19 protein-coding genes are annotated in these 16,269 nt (G+C 40.2%); 6 read left to right on the top strand and 13 right to left on the bottom strand.

Features of this window, described 5'->3' with window-relative positions:
* Nucleotides 1-76: 76 nt before the first annotated feature.
* A complete protein-coding gene (locus tag CHI10_RS08880; RefSeq protein WP_095243953.1) occupies nucleotides 77-1,069 on the bottom strand; it encodes a TAXI family TRAP transporter solute-binding subunit in 993 nt (330 codons plus the stop codon).
* 229 nt (nucleotides 1,070-1,298) lie between these two features.
* Between CHI10_RS08880 and CHI10_RS08875 the strand changes: the two genes are divergently transcribed.
* The 4 genes from CHI10_RS08875 to CHI10_RS08860 all read left to right on the top strand — a co-directional run bounded on the left by CHI10_RS08875 (nucleotide 1,299) and on the right by CHI10_RS08860 (nucleotide 3,966).
* The gene (locus CHI10_RS08875) at nucleotides 1,299-2,021 is read left to right on the top strand and encodes an alpha/beta hydrolase (RefSeq protein WP_179288983.1); all 723 of its coding nucleotides are present in this window, start codon (nucleotides 1,299-1,301) and stop codon (nucleotides 2,019-2,021) included.
* A gap of 191 nt (nucleotides 2,022-2,212) precedes the next feature.
* Nucleotides 2,213-2,731, top strand: coding sequence for a YjcG family protein (locus tag CHI10_RS08870; protein WP_095243951.1), 519 nt, complete (start codon nucleotides 2,213-2,215; stop codon nucleotides 2,729-2,731).
* Between the two features lie 4 nt (nucleotides 2,732-2,735).
* A complete protein-coding gene (locus CHI10_RS08865) occupies nucleotides 2,736-3,158 on the top strand; it encodes a GNAT family N-acetyltransferase (protein ID WP_076256734.1) in 423 nt (140 codons plus the stop codon).
* A 133-nt stretch (nucleotides 3,159-3,291) separates the two neighbouring features.
* Nucleotides 3,292-3,966 carry a DUF421 domain-containing protein gene (locus tag CHI10_RS08860; protein WP_095243950.1) on the top strand — a complete coding sequence of 225 codons (675 nt, stop codon included), beginning with the start codon at nucleotides 3,292-3,294 and terminating at the stop codon, nucleotides 3,964-3,966.
* Between the two features lie 51 nt (nucleotides 3,967-4,017).
* On the opposite strand, the gene CHI10_RS08855 is transcribed toward CHI10_RS08860, so the two are convergent.
* Nucleotides 4,018-4,302 (bottom strand): hypothetical protein, encoded by a 285-nt coding sequence (locus tag CHI10_RS08855; RefSeq protein WP_095243949.1) that lies wholly within the window; start codon nucleotides 4,300-4,302, stop codon nucleotides 4,018-4,020.
* Between the two features lie 204 nt (nucleotides 4,303-4,506).
* On the opposite strand from CHI10_RS08855, the gene CHI10_RS08850 reads away from it, so the two are divergent.
* A complete protein-coding gene (locus CHI10_RS08850; RefSeq protein WP_095243948.1) occupies nucleotides 4,507-6,825 on the top strand; it encodes a UvrD-helicase domain-containing protein in 2,319 nt (772 codons plus the stop codon).
* 37 nt (nucleotides 6,826-6,862) lie between these two features.
* Here CHI10_RS08850 and spoVIF read toward each other — a convergent pair whose 3' ends face one another.
* The 7 genes from spoVIF to CHI10_RS08815 form a co-directional block, all read right to left on the bottom strand.
* The gene (gene spoVIF, locus CHI10_RS08845; protein WP_076256981.1) at nucleotides 6,863-7,117 is read right to left on the bottom strand and encodes a sporulation-specific transcription regulator SpoVIF; all 255 of its coding nucleotides are present in this window, start codon (nucleotides 7,115-7,117) and stop codon (nucleotides 6,863-6,865) included.
* Nucleotides 7,118-7,321: 204 nt separating this feature from the next.
* Nucleotides 7,322-7,435, bottom strand: a complete 114-nt coding sequence (locus tag CHI10_RS08840; protein WP_019381501.1) for a YjcZ family sporulation protein — start codon at nucleotides 7,433-7,435, stop codon at nucleotides 7,322-7,324.
* Between the two features lie 161 nt (nucleotides 7,436-7,596).
* A complete protein-coding gene (gene spoVAE, locus CHI10_RS08835) occupies nucleotides 7,597-7,953 on the bottom strand; it encodes a stage V sporulation protein AE (RefSeq protein ID WP_035327302.1) in 357 nt (118 codons plus the stop codon).
* A gap of 13 nt (nucleotides 7,954-7,966) precedes the next feature.
* A complete protein-coding gene (spoVAD, locus tag CHI10_RS08830) occupies nucleotides 7,967-8,980 on the bottom strand; it encodes a stage V sporulation protein AD (RefSeq protein WP_095243947.1) in 1,014 nt (337 codons plus the stop codon).
* The gene (gene spoVAC, locus CHI10_RS08825; RefSeq protein ID WP_095243946.1) at nucleotides 8,980-9,453 is read right to left on the bottom strand and encodes a stage V sporulation protein AC; all 474 of its coding nucleotides are present in this window, start codon (nucleotides 9,451-9,453) and stop codon (nucleotides 8,980-8,982) included. Before spoVAC ends, spoVAD begins: the two co-directional genes overlap by 1 nt.
* A gap of 15 nt (nucleotides 9,454-9,468) precedes the next feature.
* Nucleotides 9,469-9,942, bottom strand: a complete 474-nt coding sequence (locus tag CHI10_RS08820) for a YhcN/YlaJ family sporulation lipoprotein (protein ID WP_095243945.1) — start codon at nucleotides 9,940-9,942, stop codon at nucleotides 9,469-9,471.
* A 337-nt stretch (nucleotides 9,943-10,279) separates the two neighbouring features.
* A complete protein-coding gene (locus CHI10_RS08815; RefSeq protein WP_095243944.1) occupies nucleotides 10,280-10,633 on the bottom strand; it encodes a DUF1360 domain-containing protein in 354 nt (117 codons plus the stop codon).
* 131 nt (nucleotides 10,634-10,764) lie between these two features.
* Here CHI10_RS08815 and CHI10_RS08810 point away from each other — a divergent pair, with 131 nt between their 5' ends.
* Nucleotides 10,765-11,268 carry a CotY/CotZ family spore coat protein gene (locus tag CHI10_RS08810; protein ID WP_095243943.1) on the top strand — a complete coding sequence of 168 codons (504 nt, stop codon included), beginning with the start codon at nucleotides 10,765-10,767 and terminating at the stop codon, nucleotides 11,266-11,268.
* Between the two features lie 63 nt (nucleotides 11,269-11,331).
* Here CHI10_RS08810 and CHI10_RS08805 read toward each other — a convergent pair whose 3' ends face one another.
* From CHI10_RS08805 to mgtE, 4 genes are all read right to left on the bottom strand, one after another.
* Entirely contained in the window at nucleotides 11,332-11,874 is a 543-nt protein-coding gene (locus tag CHI10_RS08805) for a CotO family spore coat protein (protein ID WP_095243942.1), read from the bottom strand.
* 113 nt (nucleotides 11,875-11,987) lie between these two features.
* Complete coding sequence (fabI, locus tag CHI10_RS08800) at nucleotides 11,988-12,758, bottom strand: enoyl-ACP reductase FabI (protein WP_095243941.1); 771 nt, start codon at nucleotides 12,756-12,758, stop codon at nucleotides 11,988-11,990.
* Nucleotides 12,759-12,897: 139 nt separating this feature from the next.
* The gene (locus tag CHI10_RS08795) at nucleotides 12,898-14,757 is read right to left on the bottom strand and encodes a monovalent cation:proton antiporter family protein (RefSeq protein ID WP_095243940.1); all 1,860 of its coding nucleotides are present in this window, start codon (nucleotides 14,755-14,757) and stop codon (nucleotides 12,898-12,900) included.
* A gap of 12 nt (nucleotides 14,758-14,769) precedes the next feature.
* Complete coding sequence (gene mgtE / locus CHI10_RS08790) at nucleotides 14,770-16,149, bottom strand: magnesium transporter (RefSeq protein ID WP_095243939.1); 1,380 nt, start codon at nucleotides 16,147-16,149, stop codon at nucleotides 14,770-14,772.
* Nucleotides 16,150-16,269: the final 120 nt, after the last annotated feature.

Below are 16,269 nucleotides of genomic sequence, written 5' to 3'. Positions count from 1 at the left end.
TTAATTGACCGGCGCAATAACCTTATCAGGTTTTACAGCCGGCCAAAATTCATTATTTGATTATGTTGGTGAAAGATTATTCAGCTTTAAAGCCTTTTTCATCGAAATACTTTTTAGCACCAGGGTGCAGTTCGATGCCAGTACCCTTTACAGCATTTTCAGCTTTAATCATTTTTCCTTTGGCATGTGTAACTTTGTCCAGGTTCTCAAAGATTGCTTTCGTAACATCGTAAACTACATCCTCTGAAAGGTCATTTGAAACAACAAGCATTGCCTGAACTGCGACTGTCGGCGCAGCTTCCGCAAGCTTATATGTTCCAGATGGCACTTCATCCTGTACATAGTAAGGATATTGCTCGATTAATGCATCGATTTTATCCTGCTCAAGTGGAATAATCACAACATCTTCCGTTGCAGAAAGTCCTTCTACAGCACCTGTAGGTGTTCCGGCTGTAACGAATGCAGCATCAATATTGCCATCCTGAATTCCGGCAGTTGATTCATCAAAAGAAAGGTCCTGTTTTTTAATGTCATCCAATTTGATTCCATGCACTTCAAGAATCTGCTCTGCGTTTGCAGCAGTTCCTGAACCAGGTGCACCGATTGAAACTTTTTTGCCTTTTAAGTCTTCAACAGATTTAATGCCAGATTTTGCAGTAGTAACGATCTGGATCGTTTCCGGATAAAGGGTGCCGATCGCACTTACATTGTCAACTGCTGCACCTTCAAACATTAATTTACCTTCTTGCGCATATGAAGCAATGTCAGTTTGAGAAAATGCAATCTCAGCATTGCCATCTTTCAATGTGTTCATGTTCTCTGCAGATGCACCTGAAACTTCAGCATTTGTATCAATGCCTGTAGCATCAGAAATAATTTCAGCGAATGATCCGCCCAGCGGATAGTATGTACCGCCTGTTCCACCAGTTACAATGCTCATGAACTTAGGCTTGTCTGCGCCGCCTTTTCCATCTCCGCCGCCTTCATCTTTACCGCCGCCGCAGGCTGCAAGAACCATGGAAAGCGCTAACAGCAGAGCTGTGGACAGGAATATACTTCTCTTCTTCATCCTATTTCCCCCTTTTAAAGATTAGATTTCATCAATTATATACTAACATAAACTTTATTAGAATTGTCAAATGATTCCTAGTTTCATTTAAATACGGAAATTTATTTACTACAAATAAAATTGATCCCGGTAAATGAATGAGAATGCAAGTAAAAAGCAATTCCTATATATATATGATAAAATCATCATGTAAACTCTTACATAAAGACTAAACGGAGGAACAGACATTATGGATTACCCTAGAGGATCAATACATGACATTACAATTCAAAGCAAAGAGCTGGGCGAAGACGTTGAACTGCTCATTTATTTGCCCGCTTCCTTCTCACCTTTATATAAATACACTGTTGTTATAGCCCAGGACGGGAAGGATTACTTCCAGCTGGGAAGAGTCGGGCGCATTGCAGATGAATTATTAGATGGAAAAGGAATCGAAAACATCATTATTGTTGGTGTGCCTTATAAAAACGTCAAAGACAGATGGAAGAAATATCATCCGGACGGTGAAAAGCATAATGCATATATCCGTTTTCTTGCACATGAACTGGTTCCATACCTTGACAATGAGTTCCCTACTTATCAAATGGGAATGGGACGAGCACTTATGGGAGATTCCCTTGCTGCAACTGTTTCCTTAATGGCGGCCCTTCAATACCCTAATACCTTCGGAAGGCTAATTCTTCAATCACCTTATGTTGATAACTCCGTTACAGCAGCTGTAGAGGAATTTACCCAGCCTCACCTTCTTAATATTTACCATGTTATCGGGAAAGGCGAGACATCCGTAAAAACCACAGGAGGGGAAGAGAAAGACTTTCTGACTCCAAACCGGGATCTTTCCAATCTGTTAAAGCAAAAGCAATTTCCTTACTTTTATGATGAATTCGAGGGAGATCATACATGGACATACTGGCAGCCTGATTTAAAAAGGGCGTTAAAGTTTATGTTTTAACTGGAAATTGAGTGAAAAGAACTATTCTTCCGCTATAAAAAGATTACCTAAGCTCACTGCTTTTTATTGTGAAAAAAGGTATAATTAGATAATGAATTTAGAAAATTTGCTATAATAGTTCAACAAAGTGTTTTTCATCTCAGTAGAGCCTGCCTATTATAAAAATTATTAATAAACATGGAGGTTGTTGTATGGAGACTAATTACGGCATTGTTATTTTCCCGTCAAAAAAACTGCAGGATTTGGCCAATTCTTATAGAAAGCGGTATGACCCGCATTATGCTCTAATTTCTCCGCATATAACTTTAAGATCGCGCTTTGAAGCATCTGAAGAAGAAATAAAGCAGCTGACAGAAACGCTTTATGAAATAGCTAAGAAACACGACCCATTTCAAATAAATGCATCAAAAATCAGCTCTTTCCAGCCTGTCAACAATGTGATTTATTTCAAGATTGAGCCTTCAGCACAGCTCGAAGAGTTACATATTGAACTAAATGATCATATTAGCGGAGAAACACCCGAATATAATTTTGTCCCACATATTACCATCGGGCAAAAACTCTCCAATGATGAGCATTCAGATGTTTATGGAAGTTTAAGGATGCAGCCCGTGAATCATGAAGAGGTTATCGATCGTTTTCACCTTCTGTATCAGCTGGAAAATGGTTCTTGGACCGTATATGAAACATTCAGGCTAGGAAAGGAATAGTGAAATGGAAGTAAAAGTTGTATCATCTGAGCAAGAACTGCTAGATGCTTTCTCAGTAAGGAAACACGTTTTTGTCAGCGAGCAAAATGTTCCTGAAGAAGAGGAAATCGATCAGTTCGAGGACGAAGCAGTCCATTTTGTACTTTATAATAATGGCATGCCAGCAGGTGCCGGAAGGTTTCGTACCGTTGACGGCAATGGCAAAGTGGAAAGAATTTGCGTATTGAAGGAACACCGCAAGAGCGGATCCGGAAAAGCAATAATGGATAAAATTGAGGAACATGCTTTGAAACAAGGATTGTCTGCCTTAAAATTAAATGCCCAGACTCAGGCCATACCCTTTTATGAAAAACTGGGCTATAAGGTGATCTCTGAAGAATTTATGGATGCCGGAATCCCGCACCGTACAATGAAGAAAACAATATAGCGGACAAGCTCCTGCCATGATGGTGGGAGCTTTTTTGATGCCTCATCTTAGAGCAAACGCGTTAGAAGTTGCAATAATTTTAGGGCTTTCTGCAAACACTATTTGGGATACAGCATTCTAAGGAGTGGTTTGAATGGAATATTTACATATCTTAAGTGTACTTGGGGTAGGATATATTTTCTTGTTTATTATGGCGAAACTCCTTGGTAAAACACAAATTACACAAATTACTCCTTTTGATTTTATCTCAGCAATCGTGTTAGGCGAGCTGGTTGGCAATGCTCTATACGACCAGGAGACTGGAATTCCCGAAATTTTCTTTGCTGTTACAGTATGGGGGACTCTCATATACGCAACAGAAACTCTTACTCAGAAATATAAGCGGGCTCGCAAGCTTCTTGAAGGTGAGCCCTCAATCGTTATAAAAAAAGGGAAAATTATTTATGAAGAACTGAAAAAAAATCATCTCGACATCAATCAGCTGCAGCACCTCCTCAGATCAAAGGATGTTTTTTCAATCAGAGAATGTGAATATGCCATACTGGAAACGGATGGAACTGTCAGTGCATTAAAAAAACCGCATTTCGCGGCACCAACCATTCAAGATTTGAACCTCCCAACAAATAATGTTGAACTGCCTGTAACAGTAATTTTAGACGGAGAGGTGGTTTGGGATAATCTTAAAAGCATTAATTGGGATGAAACAATACTAAAGAATGAAATTAAAAAATTTGGAGCGAGCGGTGTGAAAGATGTTCTGTACGCTGAATGGAAAAAAGGAGAGGCCTTGCACGTGCAAAAATACTAAGCCTCTCCTCTAATTTGGGGATTTAGATAACTAGGTCCTTCTTCGGCTTTCTTATATGCATTCACTAATAAAACGCCCTTTTCCTGTCAGCTCTCCATATGTTTCTTCTGCTTTTTTCCTTGTGTTGCGTGTTTGGGTGTCTTCCCGCTCTTTATTAATTGATTTAGTAGACCTTCTTTGAAAATCAAGGGGAAGTTCGTGACGGAATGCTTTTTCATTGGATTGTGCTGATATCCTGGGAACTGGCACCAACCGGAAAGGATCATACTTTGTGCCAATCTCTCTTTCTGCATACTGATTATATTGATATGATGTTACAGGCAGAATATAGCCCATGAAGACTCCCCCTTCGATTATGTATTTATCTGATTATTAAGAGAATACGTAACTATTTTTAATTTTATGTACCCGTTTTCATGAAATTTTAAACAGAATAGCACTTTAGAATCCTTTACCGGTTTGTTATGATTAAATTTGTCTTGTGGTTAAAAAGAAATTATATTGTTAAACTCGGCAATTTATATATAATGGGGTATTTTTATGAAAACAGCAAAATTACATAATAAGACTGTGAATCTGGAACAATTGAACAGAGAAAGTTTTCAGCATATTTATGAAGAAGGCAAAAAAGGAAAGCTGTGTTGTCCTGATTGCGGAGCTTCTGTCCGCTTGTATTTGGGAATTCTTGATGAACCTCATTTTTATCATATTCATCAAAGCAGCAGAACGTGCAAAGATATAGCTCTTAACCCCGAACCAGTCCAGACGGAGACTGAAGAATATATAGAAAGAAACGGGTTTAAAATTCCTGTTTCGAGGCCAATTGCTTCAGCGGCAGTAAAGGAAACCGAATCAGCCTTTAAAAAGGCTCAGCCGGTAAAAAATATCCCACCCTATTTAAAAGAAGCTACTGCAAGTCCCAGTTTCCCTGATGAATACCTAAAGTCCCTTTCACAGGCAGGTGTATTCTTGGATAAACAGCAGGCAGCGGCTGTATCTCATGTAGATGGCCCGCTGCTCGTTCTGGCAGGTGCAGGCAGCGGCAAAACCCGTGTTTTAACAACACGGACTGCTTTTATGCTTCGTGAGAAAAATATCGACCCTAAATCCATAATGCTTGTCACATTTACAGCTAAGGCTGCTGCTGAAATGAAGGAGCGCCTTATCCAATACCCTGGAATGGATTCCCGTAAGGTCAGGCAAATTGTTTCAGGCACTTTTCACAGCTTATTTTATCGGATCCTTTCCTTCCACAATCCGGAAAAATGGGCTTCCGGCAAGCTCCTTAATAAAGAATGGCAGCGGGAACAGATAATTAAGGAATCCAGCAAAGACTTAAAGCTCGATGAAAAGGAATTTGCGTTTGACCTCGCCCTCCAGCAAATCAGTTATTGGAAAAATTCTCTCACCATACCCGGGAAGGTTCATCCAAAGAATGAGTGGGAGGAACAAACTGCGATTCTTTATAATAGGTATGAACAAACAAAGATAAAAAGAGAATTGTTCGATTTTGATGATATGCTCACAGGCTGTCATGCCCTTTTTCTCGAAGAACCTGAGCTTCTCGAACAATATCAAAATCGCTTTCAGTATTTCCTGATCGATGAGTTCCAGGATATTAATAATGTTCAATATGAGCTAATGAAAATGCTGTCTGATAAAACCAAAAATGTCTGTGCAGTGGGTGACGATGATCAATCTATATATGCCTTCAGAGGGAGCGATCCCCAATATCTTTTGGATTTCGAAAAAGATTTCCCTGGTGCAAAAGTAATAACATTGAGTCAGAATTACCGCTCTGCTCATGAGATCGTATCAGCTGCAAACCATATCATTTCTCTGAATAAATATAGACGTCCCAAAAGCATGAGTGCTCAATTTTCAGGTGGACAGCACCCCTTTCTCTTTTTTCCTTATGATGAGGAAGAAGAAGCTACAATGATCCTGACTGATATCCAGGAAAAAATTGAAGAAGGGTATGAACCGCGGGATTTTGCAGTATTATTCCGTACTCATACCGGGAGCAGGGCCATTTTTGAGCGGCTGGCCAATTCCAGCCTTCCGTTTAAATTGGATCAGGATGCCGAATCGTTTTATGATCGGTTTATTGTTCGAAGCATGCTTGCTTTTCTAAAGCTGTCGGTGAATGAAGATGACCAGACAGCTTTGAAAGATATGCTGCCTTCTCTATTTGTTAAACAATCTGTCCTTCAGGATATTAAGGCAGAAAGCATCTTACAGGATTGCTCATTACTTGAGTGCCTGAAATTTATAAAAACAGGCTTTGCTTTTCAGGAAAGCAAATTAAAAAAAGTGATCCCTGTTACCAGGTCGATCTCAGGACTTAGTCCCATCACCGCAATAGAAACTGTTGAAAAGGAATTGGGCTTTCAGGACTTTATAAAAAAACGCGGCAATGAAGGCAATAAAATGGATAAAGGTTCTGATGATATAAAAGATTTGAAGGTCGCTGCGCGCAACTTTCAGTCTCTTAAAGAGTTTCTGGAGCATACCGAACATATGAGAGCCATGAACAAAGAAATCAAGCGCCTCAGCAGGAATAATGATAATGCCATTACATTAAGCACTATCCACCGTGCAAAAGGGCTTGAATATAATGTGGTATATGTGGCCGGTGCAGTTGAAGGAAACCTTCCGCATGATCATGCACTGGAAGCTTACCGTTCAGGTGATTCTGCCCCATTAGAGGAAGAACGAAGGTTAATGTACGTTGCTGTAACAAGGGCCAGGAAAGACTTGTATATATCTGTGCCGGAAAAAAGGCGTGGACGGAAGACACATTCCTCAAGGTTCCTTGCCCCCATCACAAGAAGCGGCAGGAACAATAGCGGAAAATAAACAGAAGACCTGGCTGCAACCCGGCCAGGCCCTTCTGTTATTTTTTATTCATCATTTGGGAAATTGTATTAAAGTCAAGCTGCTTTCCATCAGCAACGATCGACTTGACAATCTTATCTTCCATATCCTTAGAGACTGGTTTGTTTGCAATTTGTGAAACTCTCTTGATTACATTTCGCACTGTTTTTTCATCTTTAAAATTTGCACTCTGCAAAGAGCCGGCCAGTTCAAATACATCCTTCATATTTACGCCTGTTTTCTTTTCAAGGTTCTTAAAAAAGTTGTTATCCATGCTGCTCAATCACGCTCCTTCATTTACTCTTTTATATCTTATGAAGGTGGGCGGAAAACGTGAAATTTAATAAATATTTATCGAAGTCTAATGGGCAGTAAAACCTCCTTGATTGAAATTTCACTTTATGTACATTTTATGTACATTATATGCAAAAAAGCCGACACAAAACCTGCTGCCGGTTCTGAGTCAGCTCTTTACAATCTAGTTGTAGAAGCTTGCTCCTACGATAATGAGTAAAATGAATAGGACGACGATTAAAACAAACGTATTTCCATAGCCCCCGCCATATCCGCAGCCTCCATAGCCATAGCCCATGCCTCTCACCTCACTTAAATTTCTCCCTACACAATATGTGATAAATATGCGAGATGTATGGGCAAGCTCCCAAGAAGGGCTTGGATTATTCATTCAGATGGAATAAATGGCCTGTATTATATAACTTAAAGGAGGATTCCTCTGTATTTTCCTCATGTCCTTTAACCTTTCGGCTTAAAAATTAGTGCACCAATAAAACCGAAGATAATCGCTGCTGAAATACCGGAGCTGGTTACTTCGAACATTCCGGTCAATACGCCGACAAGTCCATGCTGATCAGCTTCCTGAAGGGCTCCATGGACAAGGGAATTGCCAAAGCTGGTTATCGGGATTGTCGCGCCGGCTCCGGCAAAGTCTGCAAGTGGTTCATAGAGTCCGACACCATCCAAAACAGCTCCTATTACAACTAAAAGACTCAATGTATGGCCTGGTGTCAGTTTAAAAACATCAAACATTATTTGGCCAAATACGCAAAATAGGCCTCCAATTACAAAAGCCCAGAAAAACATAGGCAGCATTCAAATTCCTCCTCTAAGTCATTTCGATAGAAACAGCATGGGCAATACAGGGAATACTTTCACTCTGCTGGAATGTCAAAGGCGATAATAGTGCACCCGTTGCGACCACAAGGATTCTTCTATAAGCCCCTTGCTTCATTTGATTTAAAAGATGACCGTACAGTACAGTAGCCGAGCACCCTGCACCGCTCCCTCCGGATTGGACTGGCTGATCATCTTTATAAATCATTAATCCGCAATCTTTAAATTTCTCTCTCTCTATTTTCAATCCATTATTTTTGAGCAGTTCATAAGCAGTTTCCTGGCCAATTCTTCCGAGATCCCCGGTGACAATCAAATCGTAATAGGATGGATCGAGCTGCATGTCCTTGAAGTGTGCAGTAATGGTGTCTGCTGCTGCGGGTGCCATGGCCCCACCCATATTAAAAGGGTCTGTCAGGCCCATGTCGATTACTTTGCCGATTGTGGCAGAAGTGGTAACCGGCAAATTGGGTCCAGCTGCTTTTGCGGATACGAGAGCCGCACCAGCACCAGTTACTGTCCATTGGGCTGTTGGGGGCTTTTGGCCGCCGTACTCAGTCGGGTATCTAAATTGCTTTTCAACAGCGGCATTATGACTGGAGGCACCTGTCAAAACGTAATCAGCACCGCGATAATTGACAATGAAAGACGCCAGCGCAAGTCCTTCCATTGAAGTTGAACAAGCTCCAAAAATCCCGAAATAAGGGATTTGAATTGTTCTTGCACTTAAACTTGAAGGTGTTATCTGATTAATTAAATCCCCTGCAATATAAAACTGAACATTCTCCTTTTGTATGTTTGCCTTATTCAAGGCCGTTTGTCCCGCTTCTTCCAAAAGGATCCGGTGCGCTTTCTCATAAGAGTCTTCACCCATCCATAAATCATCATGAAGGACATCGAAATCCTCTGACAGATTGCCGTTTGCCTCAAAAGGCCCGCCGGAAACACCGGCTGCTGCAATGACCGGGCGGTTTTGAAAGACCCATGATTGTTTTCCCTTTAGCATTAAATAACCCCCCAAATAATTAATAGCGTTTTTATAAGGGCCACTACAAAAGCCGAAAACACACCAAAAAGAATAACCGATCCAGCCAGCTTAAACATGTTCCCGCCTACACCCAGCACAAAACCTTCCGTTCGGTGCTCAATAGCAGCTGAAATCACAGCATTGCCAAAGCCTGTTACTGGAACGGCGCTGCCAGCTCCGGCGAACTGGCCTAAACGGTCATACACCCCAAAGCCTGTCAGCAGCATGGATATAAAAATCATGGTAGCAACAGTCGGATTTCCGGCTGTCTGTTCAGTAAAATTAAAAAAGTAGATATAAAAATATGTTATTGCCTGTCCGACAGTACAGATGAGACCTCCCACCCAGAAAGCACGAATACAATTTTTCAGGACCGGGCGTTTAATTTCATGTTTTTGCTCAAGCTTCTCATATTGCTGCTGTTCCGGGGTTTTATTTCCTTTTTTGCTCATGACTCCCGCTCCCTCCTATGTCATTTCATTTTTAAGTTTAATGATTTTATCAAGCTTCTTTTTAGCTTTTTTGTCTGTAAAATCGGGATCTTTCATTTTTTCCTGGAGTTCTACTGCCTCAATAAAGATTTTATAATCACTTGAAACAATGAAGTTCTCATCAGGGTATTTCTCCTCAAGCATTTTTGTCATTCTCTTTTCAATTTTTTTCATGTGGAATCGCTGGAGGTGCTTCACCTTATAGGCTACTAGTGTATCCCCATTGCTTTTGACCACCGCCACATCATAAAGTTCCTTCATTTTTTCAACGTCATGCTCAATGTTTTGGACTAAATCTAAATTTCCCTTCGTATTTTTATCAATTAATACTGCAGGTGGATGGGTCGTTTTCAGGAGTGCAAGGTCGCTGTCCGTTACCTTTCCATCATCGCTGCATCCTGATAATAAGTTCAGTGAAAATGCAATCATTAATAACAGTCTCTTTTTCATATTTGTCCCTTCCTATGTAAAATCTTTAATTATATTGTCCTCGAAAGGTTTTGGATTTATGAACATTATTATCCATCCTATTTTTTCCAGAAAAAAATCAATAAAAAAAGCCGGAAACACCGGCTCCTGTTTTATTATTGTTTTTTTCCGCAGCCGCATCCCTTTTTCTTTTTCTTTTTCTTGCTGACCGGCTGTGTTTTTTCCGTTTGCTGATCTTTATCCTTGTTAAGCATCGATGAGGCCCTCCATTACCAATAATTTTCCTCTACATAAATTATGCTGAGCCTCAGGAGCTTGTGTAAAGCAAACGCCTAAATAATATATAAATAGACCAATGCTAATCAATCAGTTTTTGCACAAGAGTTTCTATGATAGCAGCAAGTCCCGCAACCGCCAAAATAATCAGCACCGGAGCTGCAAAAGATGCATACAAGTAATAGGAAGCATATAAAAACATGGCACTCCACACACCAGTACACCAATAACAGCTAAGAAGCTCTCCAAAGAACCCCCTCACTCTCCCTTCCTTCACAACCCAATAAACTTCTATATCACCATTTTCATCTTTTTCTTCCACTTCTTCGAGAAAAGGCTTTCGTAAAAACTCGGTAATTTTATCAAATACAATCAGTCTGGTCAGCCTAAAGGAAGCAAGAGCCAAAATCAGCAGCTCCATAGGTGTTATGTCCATCTTTTTCACCTCAATTATAAAAAAATAGCCTATTTTTTGAAAAAACAAGGCGTTTGTCCGTAACCCATAGGGCACTTCGGCAATATGTTAGTAGTGTAGACCACAAGAAACAAACAAGGAGGAAAACAAAAATGGGTTGTGGAAAAAAAGACGACTTCAAAGGCAAAAGCTGTGTATGTGAAGTACTTCGTGCAATAAAAGATATTCAAGATAATGCAGATGATACGTGCGAATGCCCTTCAAACTGTTTCCTGGAGCCGCTTGGAGCGATTTCACCTTCAAACAGAAAGCGCCATAAGCGCCCGGATACACGAGTATTCACACTAAAAACAGCAGATGGATCACCATTCCATGCATTCTTTACAGGAAATGACTGTGCTTGTGTATCAATCTTCTTTAGAGTAGAAGAAGTATTTGATAACTGCTGTGCAGTGCTTCGCGTTCTAGAGCCAGTAGACAGAAAATCTGGCCCGGACAGAACAGTAAACCTTGCTGATGACTGCTGCATCGACTTGAAAAAGGTTTGCGAAGTTGACTACTTCCGCAGTACAAATGATTGCGTAACAGTTGATTTAACATGCTTCTGCGCTGTTCAGTGTATTGCAGATGTTGACCTGGATATTTGTGAAGACTAATTAAAAGAAGCCAGCCGAACATTCGGCTGGCTATTTTTTGCCGGCCTGCTTCAGCAATAAGATCTACCTTCTAAGACCAATCATTTTGACTGCTTTTAATGATTGAAAATTTAATTTTTCAGTACTTTCATCAAATAACTTTACCTCAATCCATTCTTCATTTTTTGAAACAAGAAATCCCCTTATGGCCTTTTCCCCGGTTTCAAATATGCATGGTATGGGCGGAAGCTGTTTTGGAAAATCAATTAAGTAATCCAGGCGTTCAAGTGTGTCCATTTCCTTAAAACTCTTTACACGATTGAAAGATGGTTTTCTTTTTTCAGTCGTAAAAGCAAAGGATGCACCTTTTTTCTCTTCTCTCCCGGATTCATACTCTTCAATGGTTTCCTGCACTTCCATTTGCCCTGCAGTATTTTCGATTTTTTCTTCCGGCACCGTTTGTTCCTCTTTAGTGCCAGCCAAATCCAATAAACTGTCATTTTGTTTCTGCTTGCGCTCCTGCTCTGCTTTTCTGCTGGAAAAGATGGTTTGCATCCTGTTTTCAGGAATTTGAAAATTCGGCTGCTGTATATAGAATAAAGGTTCTTTTTCTCTTTTCTCAGTCACTATGCCCACCTCCGCAATCGATATGGTTCGTCGTATTATATGTATGCAGAAAATGGGCTTTCGTTTCTGAGGAAATAAAAAAAGCCCGCTCACATTGGAGCGGACAAATTCTATTAAAGGATATGATAACCGGAATCAACGTGAATATTTTCACCTGTTATTCCTCTGGACAGGCTGCTGAATAAGAATAGAGCTGTATCTCCAACTTCTTCAGGAGTTGTGGTTTTACGGAGCGGAGCTTTTTCTTCAATTTCTTTAAGAATCGCATTAAATTCGCTTATTCCTTTGGCAGAAAGAGTCCTGATAGGGCCGGCTGAAATGGAATTAACCCGAATCCCATCCTTTCCAAGGTCATTAGCCAAATATTTGACACTTGCATCAAGGGAAGCTTTTGCTACACCCATAACATTATAATTCTTCACAACCTTTTCACCGCCAAGGTATGTGAGAGTCACAATGCTTCCGCCTTCTGTCATTAATCCCCTGGCTTCCTTTGCAACGGCAGTCAAGGAATAAGAGCTAATATTATGAGCCAGCAGGAATCCGTCTCTTGTTGTGTTCAGGTATTCTCCCTGAAGTTCTTCCTTATGTGCAAAGGCGATGCAATGGGCAATCCCATGAATTACACCAGCTTCTTCCTTAATTGTGCTGAAACATTTAGCGATGTCATCATCACTTGTTACATCACATGGAAGCACTAAAGAATGTGCATCCTCCAATGATTCAGCCAATTCACGAACACTTTTCTCCAGTCTTTCTCCCGCATATGTAAAAATTAAACGGGCACCGGCATCATGAAGGGATTTGGCTATTCCCCACGCAATACTTCTTTTATTAGCTACACCCATTACGACGAATGTTTTTCCATTTAAAGAAAGAGTCATTATTAAATCCTCCTGAGTTATTATCACATGTTATTAGTACCTAGTACTAATTGTACATCAATTCTGCGCAAAAGAAAAGCCGAAAAAAATCCTGTTGTCATTGAAGGATTTTTTTCGGCAGGATAAAGTCAATCAGATCCTAACACCATTCACAAAATTCAAGTTCCCGTTTTAATTCATCAACATATTCCTTAGATCCAGTAACAATCAAGCGGTCATTGACATGAAGTTCAGTATCTCCGTGAGGAACAATGGAATCCTTTCCTCTAAATATCCGAACGAAAATTACATCCCCTGTAAACGGGAATCTCCGAAGCATCATGCCTTCAAACTGCTCATTCTTTAATCGGATTTCATATAGAGCCGTTTCCTGGTTCGTTAATATGTTCACCACGCTTGGTGACTCGATTAATGCACGAAGCAGCGCCTTAGAGGAAAGAATAGTTGAAAACAATTCAATGTCATGCTCCCGAAGCGTTTCTTCCATATCAGGGCTTTCCATCCGGCAAATGACCCGGTCCACTCCCTTATCTTTAAAAGCAATGGATAATGTAGCATTTGTCTCTTCATCCCCTGTGGAGATTACAACAATATCCGACTCAAAAGCCTCTGTGCCTTCGAAATTCTCAATATCAAAATCATCTACTTCAATGATATCGAACAACGAGTCCGCTATCTGTTTTTCCGCCTTTTCCTGCTTCTTATGATATAAAGCCGGCTCGTAAAGGGATGACTTAAGCTCATTATAGATCGGCATAGTCATTTGGTTTGCACCAATAAAGGATACTTTAAGCTTCTTCTCCTCAGCAGCTTCCTGAGGAAATAGCTTTTTAAAGACAACAGGTGTAAATATACTTGTTATGACAGCAACTAAAATTAATGTGCCGCTCATTTCGGCAGTTATAACCCCCATTCTTTCGCCTATTGTTGCTGCAGCAATAACAAGGGAAAGAGTTGAGGTCAACAAGAAACCTGAGGCGATAACCGTCTTAATGTCATACCATCTTTTCAAGATATAAATCGGTATAAGCTTTGACAGCAGCAGAGCAATCAGCAGCAATGGTATAAGCATAAGCATCTTCGGATCTCCGAACAAAGTCCATACGTCCAGCCCTACCCCAACCATTACAAAGAAAATCGGTATAAGGAATCCGTATCCAAAAGAATCCAGCTTATGGATCATTTCCTGATTTGGCGCCAGGAGCGATACAAGAACACCGGCAAGGAATGCACCTAAAATATTCTCTGCCCCGACTGTTTCAGATAATGCCACAAGGAAAATAATTAGTGCAAATACTGCTCGTGTTCCAATCTGAACGGTCCCTGTCGACATCGCTTCAAGAAAATTAAGGTTCTTAAATCTTCTGCCGAGGAAATACAGCAATACGCCTACACCAAATAAGATGAGAAGGAGCCATGTATTTCCTCCGCCTTTGTCATTTAGAGATACAAATACGGCCAGTAAAATCATTGTTGCCAAGTCTGCAATAACTGCGATTAAAAGAATAATTTGGCCAATGCCTGTTTTCATCAAGTGTGCTTCCTTAAGAGTCGGAACTACAACTCCCAAAGAGATGGTGGAAATAATTAAAGTCATTAAAAAAGCATTATCAATGAATCCTGCCCAGACAAATAAATAGGATAGTCCTAATGAAACAAAGAATATCCCTATAAAAACAATTGAAGACACTGCAAATGAATTTGGCTCGAGTTTTCCGCTCGGCAGCTTTTCTCTCTTCTTTGAAGAAGAAAAAGCTGTAAAGTCAATCTCAAGTCCGCTCAGGAACATTAAAAATATAAATCCAAGTGTGGAAAGAGTTTCAAGCCACATATCCTCATGGACGATATTAAAGCCGCTCTTACCGATAATTAAACCAATAAGAATCTCAGCCACCACTACCGGAATAAAATTAATTTTCAGCCGGTGCAGTAAAATCGGCGTAAGAAAAGCAGCTATAATAACAATGACAAGCGATGCAACCGATGCCCCATGTTCCATAAAATAACCCCCTTAACCTGTTAAATAACTCATAAATAATGTCGCCATTCCAAAATAAATTAAAATACTGATCAGATCATTGATGGTTGTAATAAATGGTCCTGACGCTACAGCCGGATCAATTTTCATCCTGTGCATTAGTAAAGGGATCAGGGCTCCTGCAAGAGTGGCAACGATCAATGTAAACAATATTGAAACGCCAACTAAAACACCCAGAAAAAAATTCCCTTTCCAGAAGTAAACAATGAAAGTAACAAGAATACCGCAAATGCTGCCATTAATTAAGCCGGTCCCTGCTTCCCTTATCACCAGTTTCCATTTGTTTTCTTTCTCAAGGTCTCCTGTAGCAATTCCCCGGACAGCAACGGCCAATGCCTGTGTCCCGGTATTTCCAGCCATCCCTGCAATAAGAGGAATGAAAACAGCCAGTAAGGCCACCTTATCCAATGTGTTCTCAAACCTTCCGATCAGGCTTGCAGTTAACATACCCAAAAACAGCAGGATGATAAGCCATGGAAGGCGTTTACGCGCAGCAGAAACCGGATTCCGGTCAATATGATCCATATCCGATACAGCAGCTAATTTGGAGTAATCATCAGATGCTTCTTCTTCCATGACATCCATGACATCATCAACTGTAATAATACCCAGTAAGTGATTTTGAAAATCGACAACCGGAACAGCCAGGAAGTTATAGTCCTTAATTTTTCTTGCTACATCTTCCTGGTCTTCACCCACAGATACGGAAACTACTCTGTCATTGGTGATTTCTGAAATCATCGTGTCATCATCACTTACTATCAAATCCCTTAATGAAATAACGCCTATAAGCTTTTTTTCGTCATTTACAACGTACACATAATAAATGGTTTCAGCCCTTGGCGCTTCATTCTTTAAAATATACATAGCAGAACGAACCGTCTGATTGGCTGACAGTGAAACAAACTCGGTTGTCATAATACTTCCTGCTGTATATTCTTCGTAATGAAGCAAATCCTTAATTTCTTTTGCAGATTCATCATCCATAATGGTTAAATAGCTGACAACCTGGTCTTTATCAAGCTCATTTAAAACATCGACCGCATCATCGGCATACATTTCTGAAAGCATATCTGCTGCATAATGGGGATTCATCTCAGCAAGAACGTCTTTATAATCTTCTTCTTCAATCTCCAGATTTTCAAAAAGAGCGGCCATTTCTTCAGGAGATAGATAAAGATAAATTTTTGCACGGATATCCTCATCCAGATCTTTAAAAAATGAAGCCTGATCATATGGGTGCATATCAAGAAATTCATTTCTGAAGATATCAATTTCTTCATTTTGTAAAGATTGGATTAAAAGACTGGCATTGATGTGGGAACCTGACTTTTCCTCTGTATGACCTTCCATATCAGTTAACCTCCTCTCATTCCATTAAGCCATCCATACTCTGTTGGATAACAGGAAAATGTACTTCCCTATACTAGCAAAACTTTGTTTTTTTGTCGTCTCTGAGCAATTTGTAAATTT

The sequence above is a fragment of the Bacillus sp. 7894-2 genome (genome assembly GCF_002272225.1).
Classification (GTDB): domain Bacteria; phylum Bacillota; class Bacilli; order Bacillales; family Cytobacillaceae; genus Cytobacillus.
This window is presented reverse-complemented; position numbering and strand designations above follow the sequence as displayed.

Excerpts from the sequence above, each read along its gene's own strand:
- CHI10_RS08880 (WP_095243953.1), bottom strand. The coding sequence starts at position 1,069 with ATGAAGAAGAGAAGTATATTCCTGTCCACAGCTCTGCTGTTAGCGCTT.
- CHI10_RS08875 (WP_179288983.1), top strand. The coding sequence starts at position 1,299 with ATGGATTACCCTAGAGGATCAATACATGACATTACAATTCAAAGCAAA.
- CHI10_RS08870 (WP_095243951.1), top strand. The coding sequence starts at position 2,213 with ATGGAGACTAATTACGGCATTGTTATTTTCCCGTCAAAAAAACTGCAG.
- CHI10_RS08865 (WP_076256734.1), top strand. The coding sequence starts at position 2,736 with ATGGAAGTAAAAGTTGTATCATCTGAGCAAGAACTGCTAGATGCTTTC.
- CHI10_RS08860 (WP_095243950.1), top strand. The coding sequence starts at position 3,292 with ATGGAATATTTACATATCTTAAGTGTACTTGGGGTAGGATATATTTTC.
- CHI10_RS08855 (WP_095243949.1), bottom strand. The coding sequence starts at position 4,302 with ATGGGCTATATTCTGCCTGTAACATCATATCAATATAATCAGTATGCA.
- CHI10_RS08850 (WP_095243948.1), top strand. The coding sequence starts at position 4,507 with ATGAAAACAGCAAAATTACATAATAAGACTGTGAATCTGGAACAATTG.
- spoVIF (WP_076256981.1), bottom strand. The coding sequence starts at position 7,117 with ATGGATAACAACTTTTTTAAGAACCTTGAAAAGAAAACAGGCGTAAAT.
- CHI10_RS08840 (WP_019381501.1), bottom strand. The coding sequence starts at position 7,435 with ATGGGCTATGGCTATGGAGGCTGCGGATATGGCGGGGGCTATGGAAAT.
- spoVAE (WP_035327302.1), bottom strand. The coding sequence starts at position 7,953 with ATGCTGCCTATGTTTTTCTGGGCTTTTGTAATTGGAGGCCTATTTTGC.
- spoVAD (WP_095243947.1), bottom strand. The coding sequence starts at position 8,980 with ATGCTAAAGGGAAAACAATCATGGGTCTTTCAAAACCGCCCGGTCATT.
- spoVAC (WP_095243946.1), bottom strand. The coding sequence starts at position 9,453 with ATGAGCAAAAAAGGAAATAAAACCCCGGAACAGCAGCAATATGAGAAG.
- CHI10_RS08820 (WP_095243945.1), bottom strand. The coding sequence starts at position 9,942 with ATGAAAAAGAGACTGTTATTAATGATTGCATTTTCACTGAACTTATTA.
- CHI10_RS08815 (WP_095243944.1), bottom strand. The coding sequence starts at position 10,633 with ATGGACATAACACCTATGGAGCTGCTGATTTTGGCTCTTGCTTCCTTT.
- CHI10_RS08810 (WP_095243943.1), top strand. The coding sequence starts at position 10,765 with ATGGGTTGTGGAAAAAAAGACGACTTCAAAGGCAAAAGCTGTGTATGT.
- fabI (WP_095243941.1), bottom strand. The coding sequence starts at position 12,758 with ATGACTCTTTCTTTAAATGGAAAAACATTCGTCGTAATGGGTGTAGCT.
- CHI10_RS08795 (WP_095243940.1), bottom strand. The coding sequence starts at position 14,757 with ATGGAACATGGGGCATCGGTTGCATCGCTTGTCATTGTTATTATAGCT.
- mgtE (WP_095243939.1), bottom strand. The coding sequence starts at position 16,149 with ATGGAAGGTCATACAGAGGAAAAGTCAGGTTCCCACATCAATGCCAGT.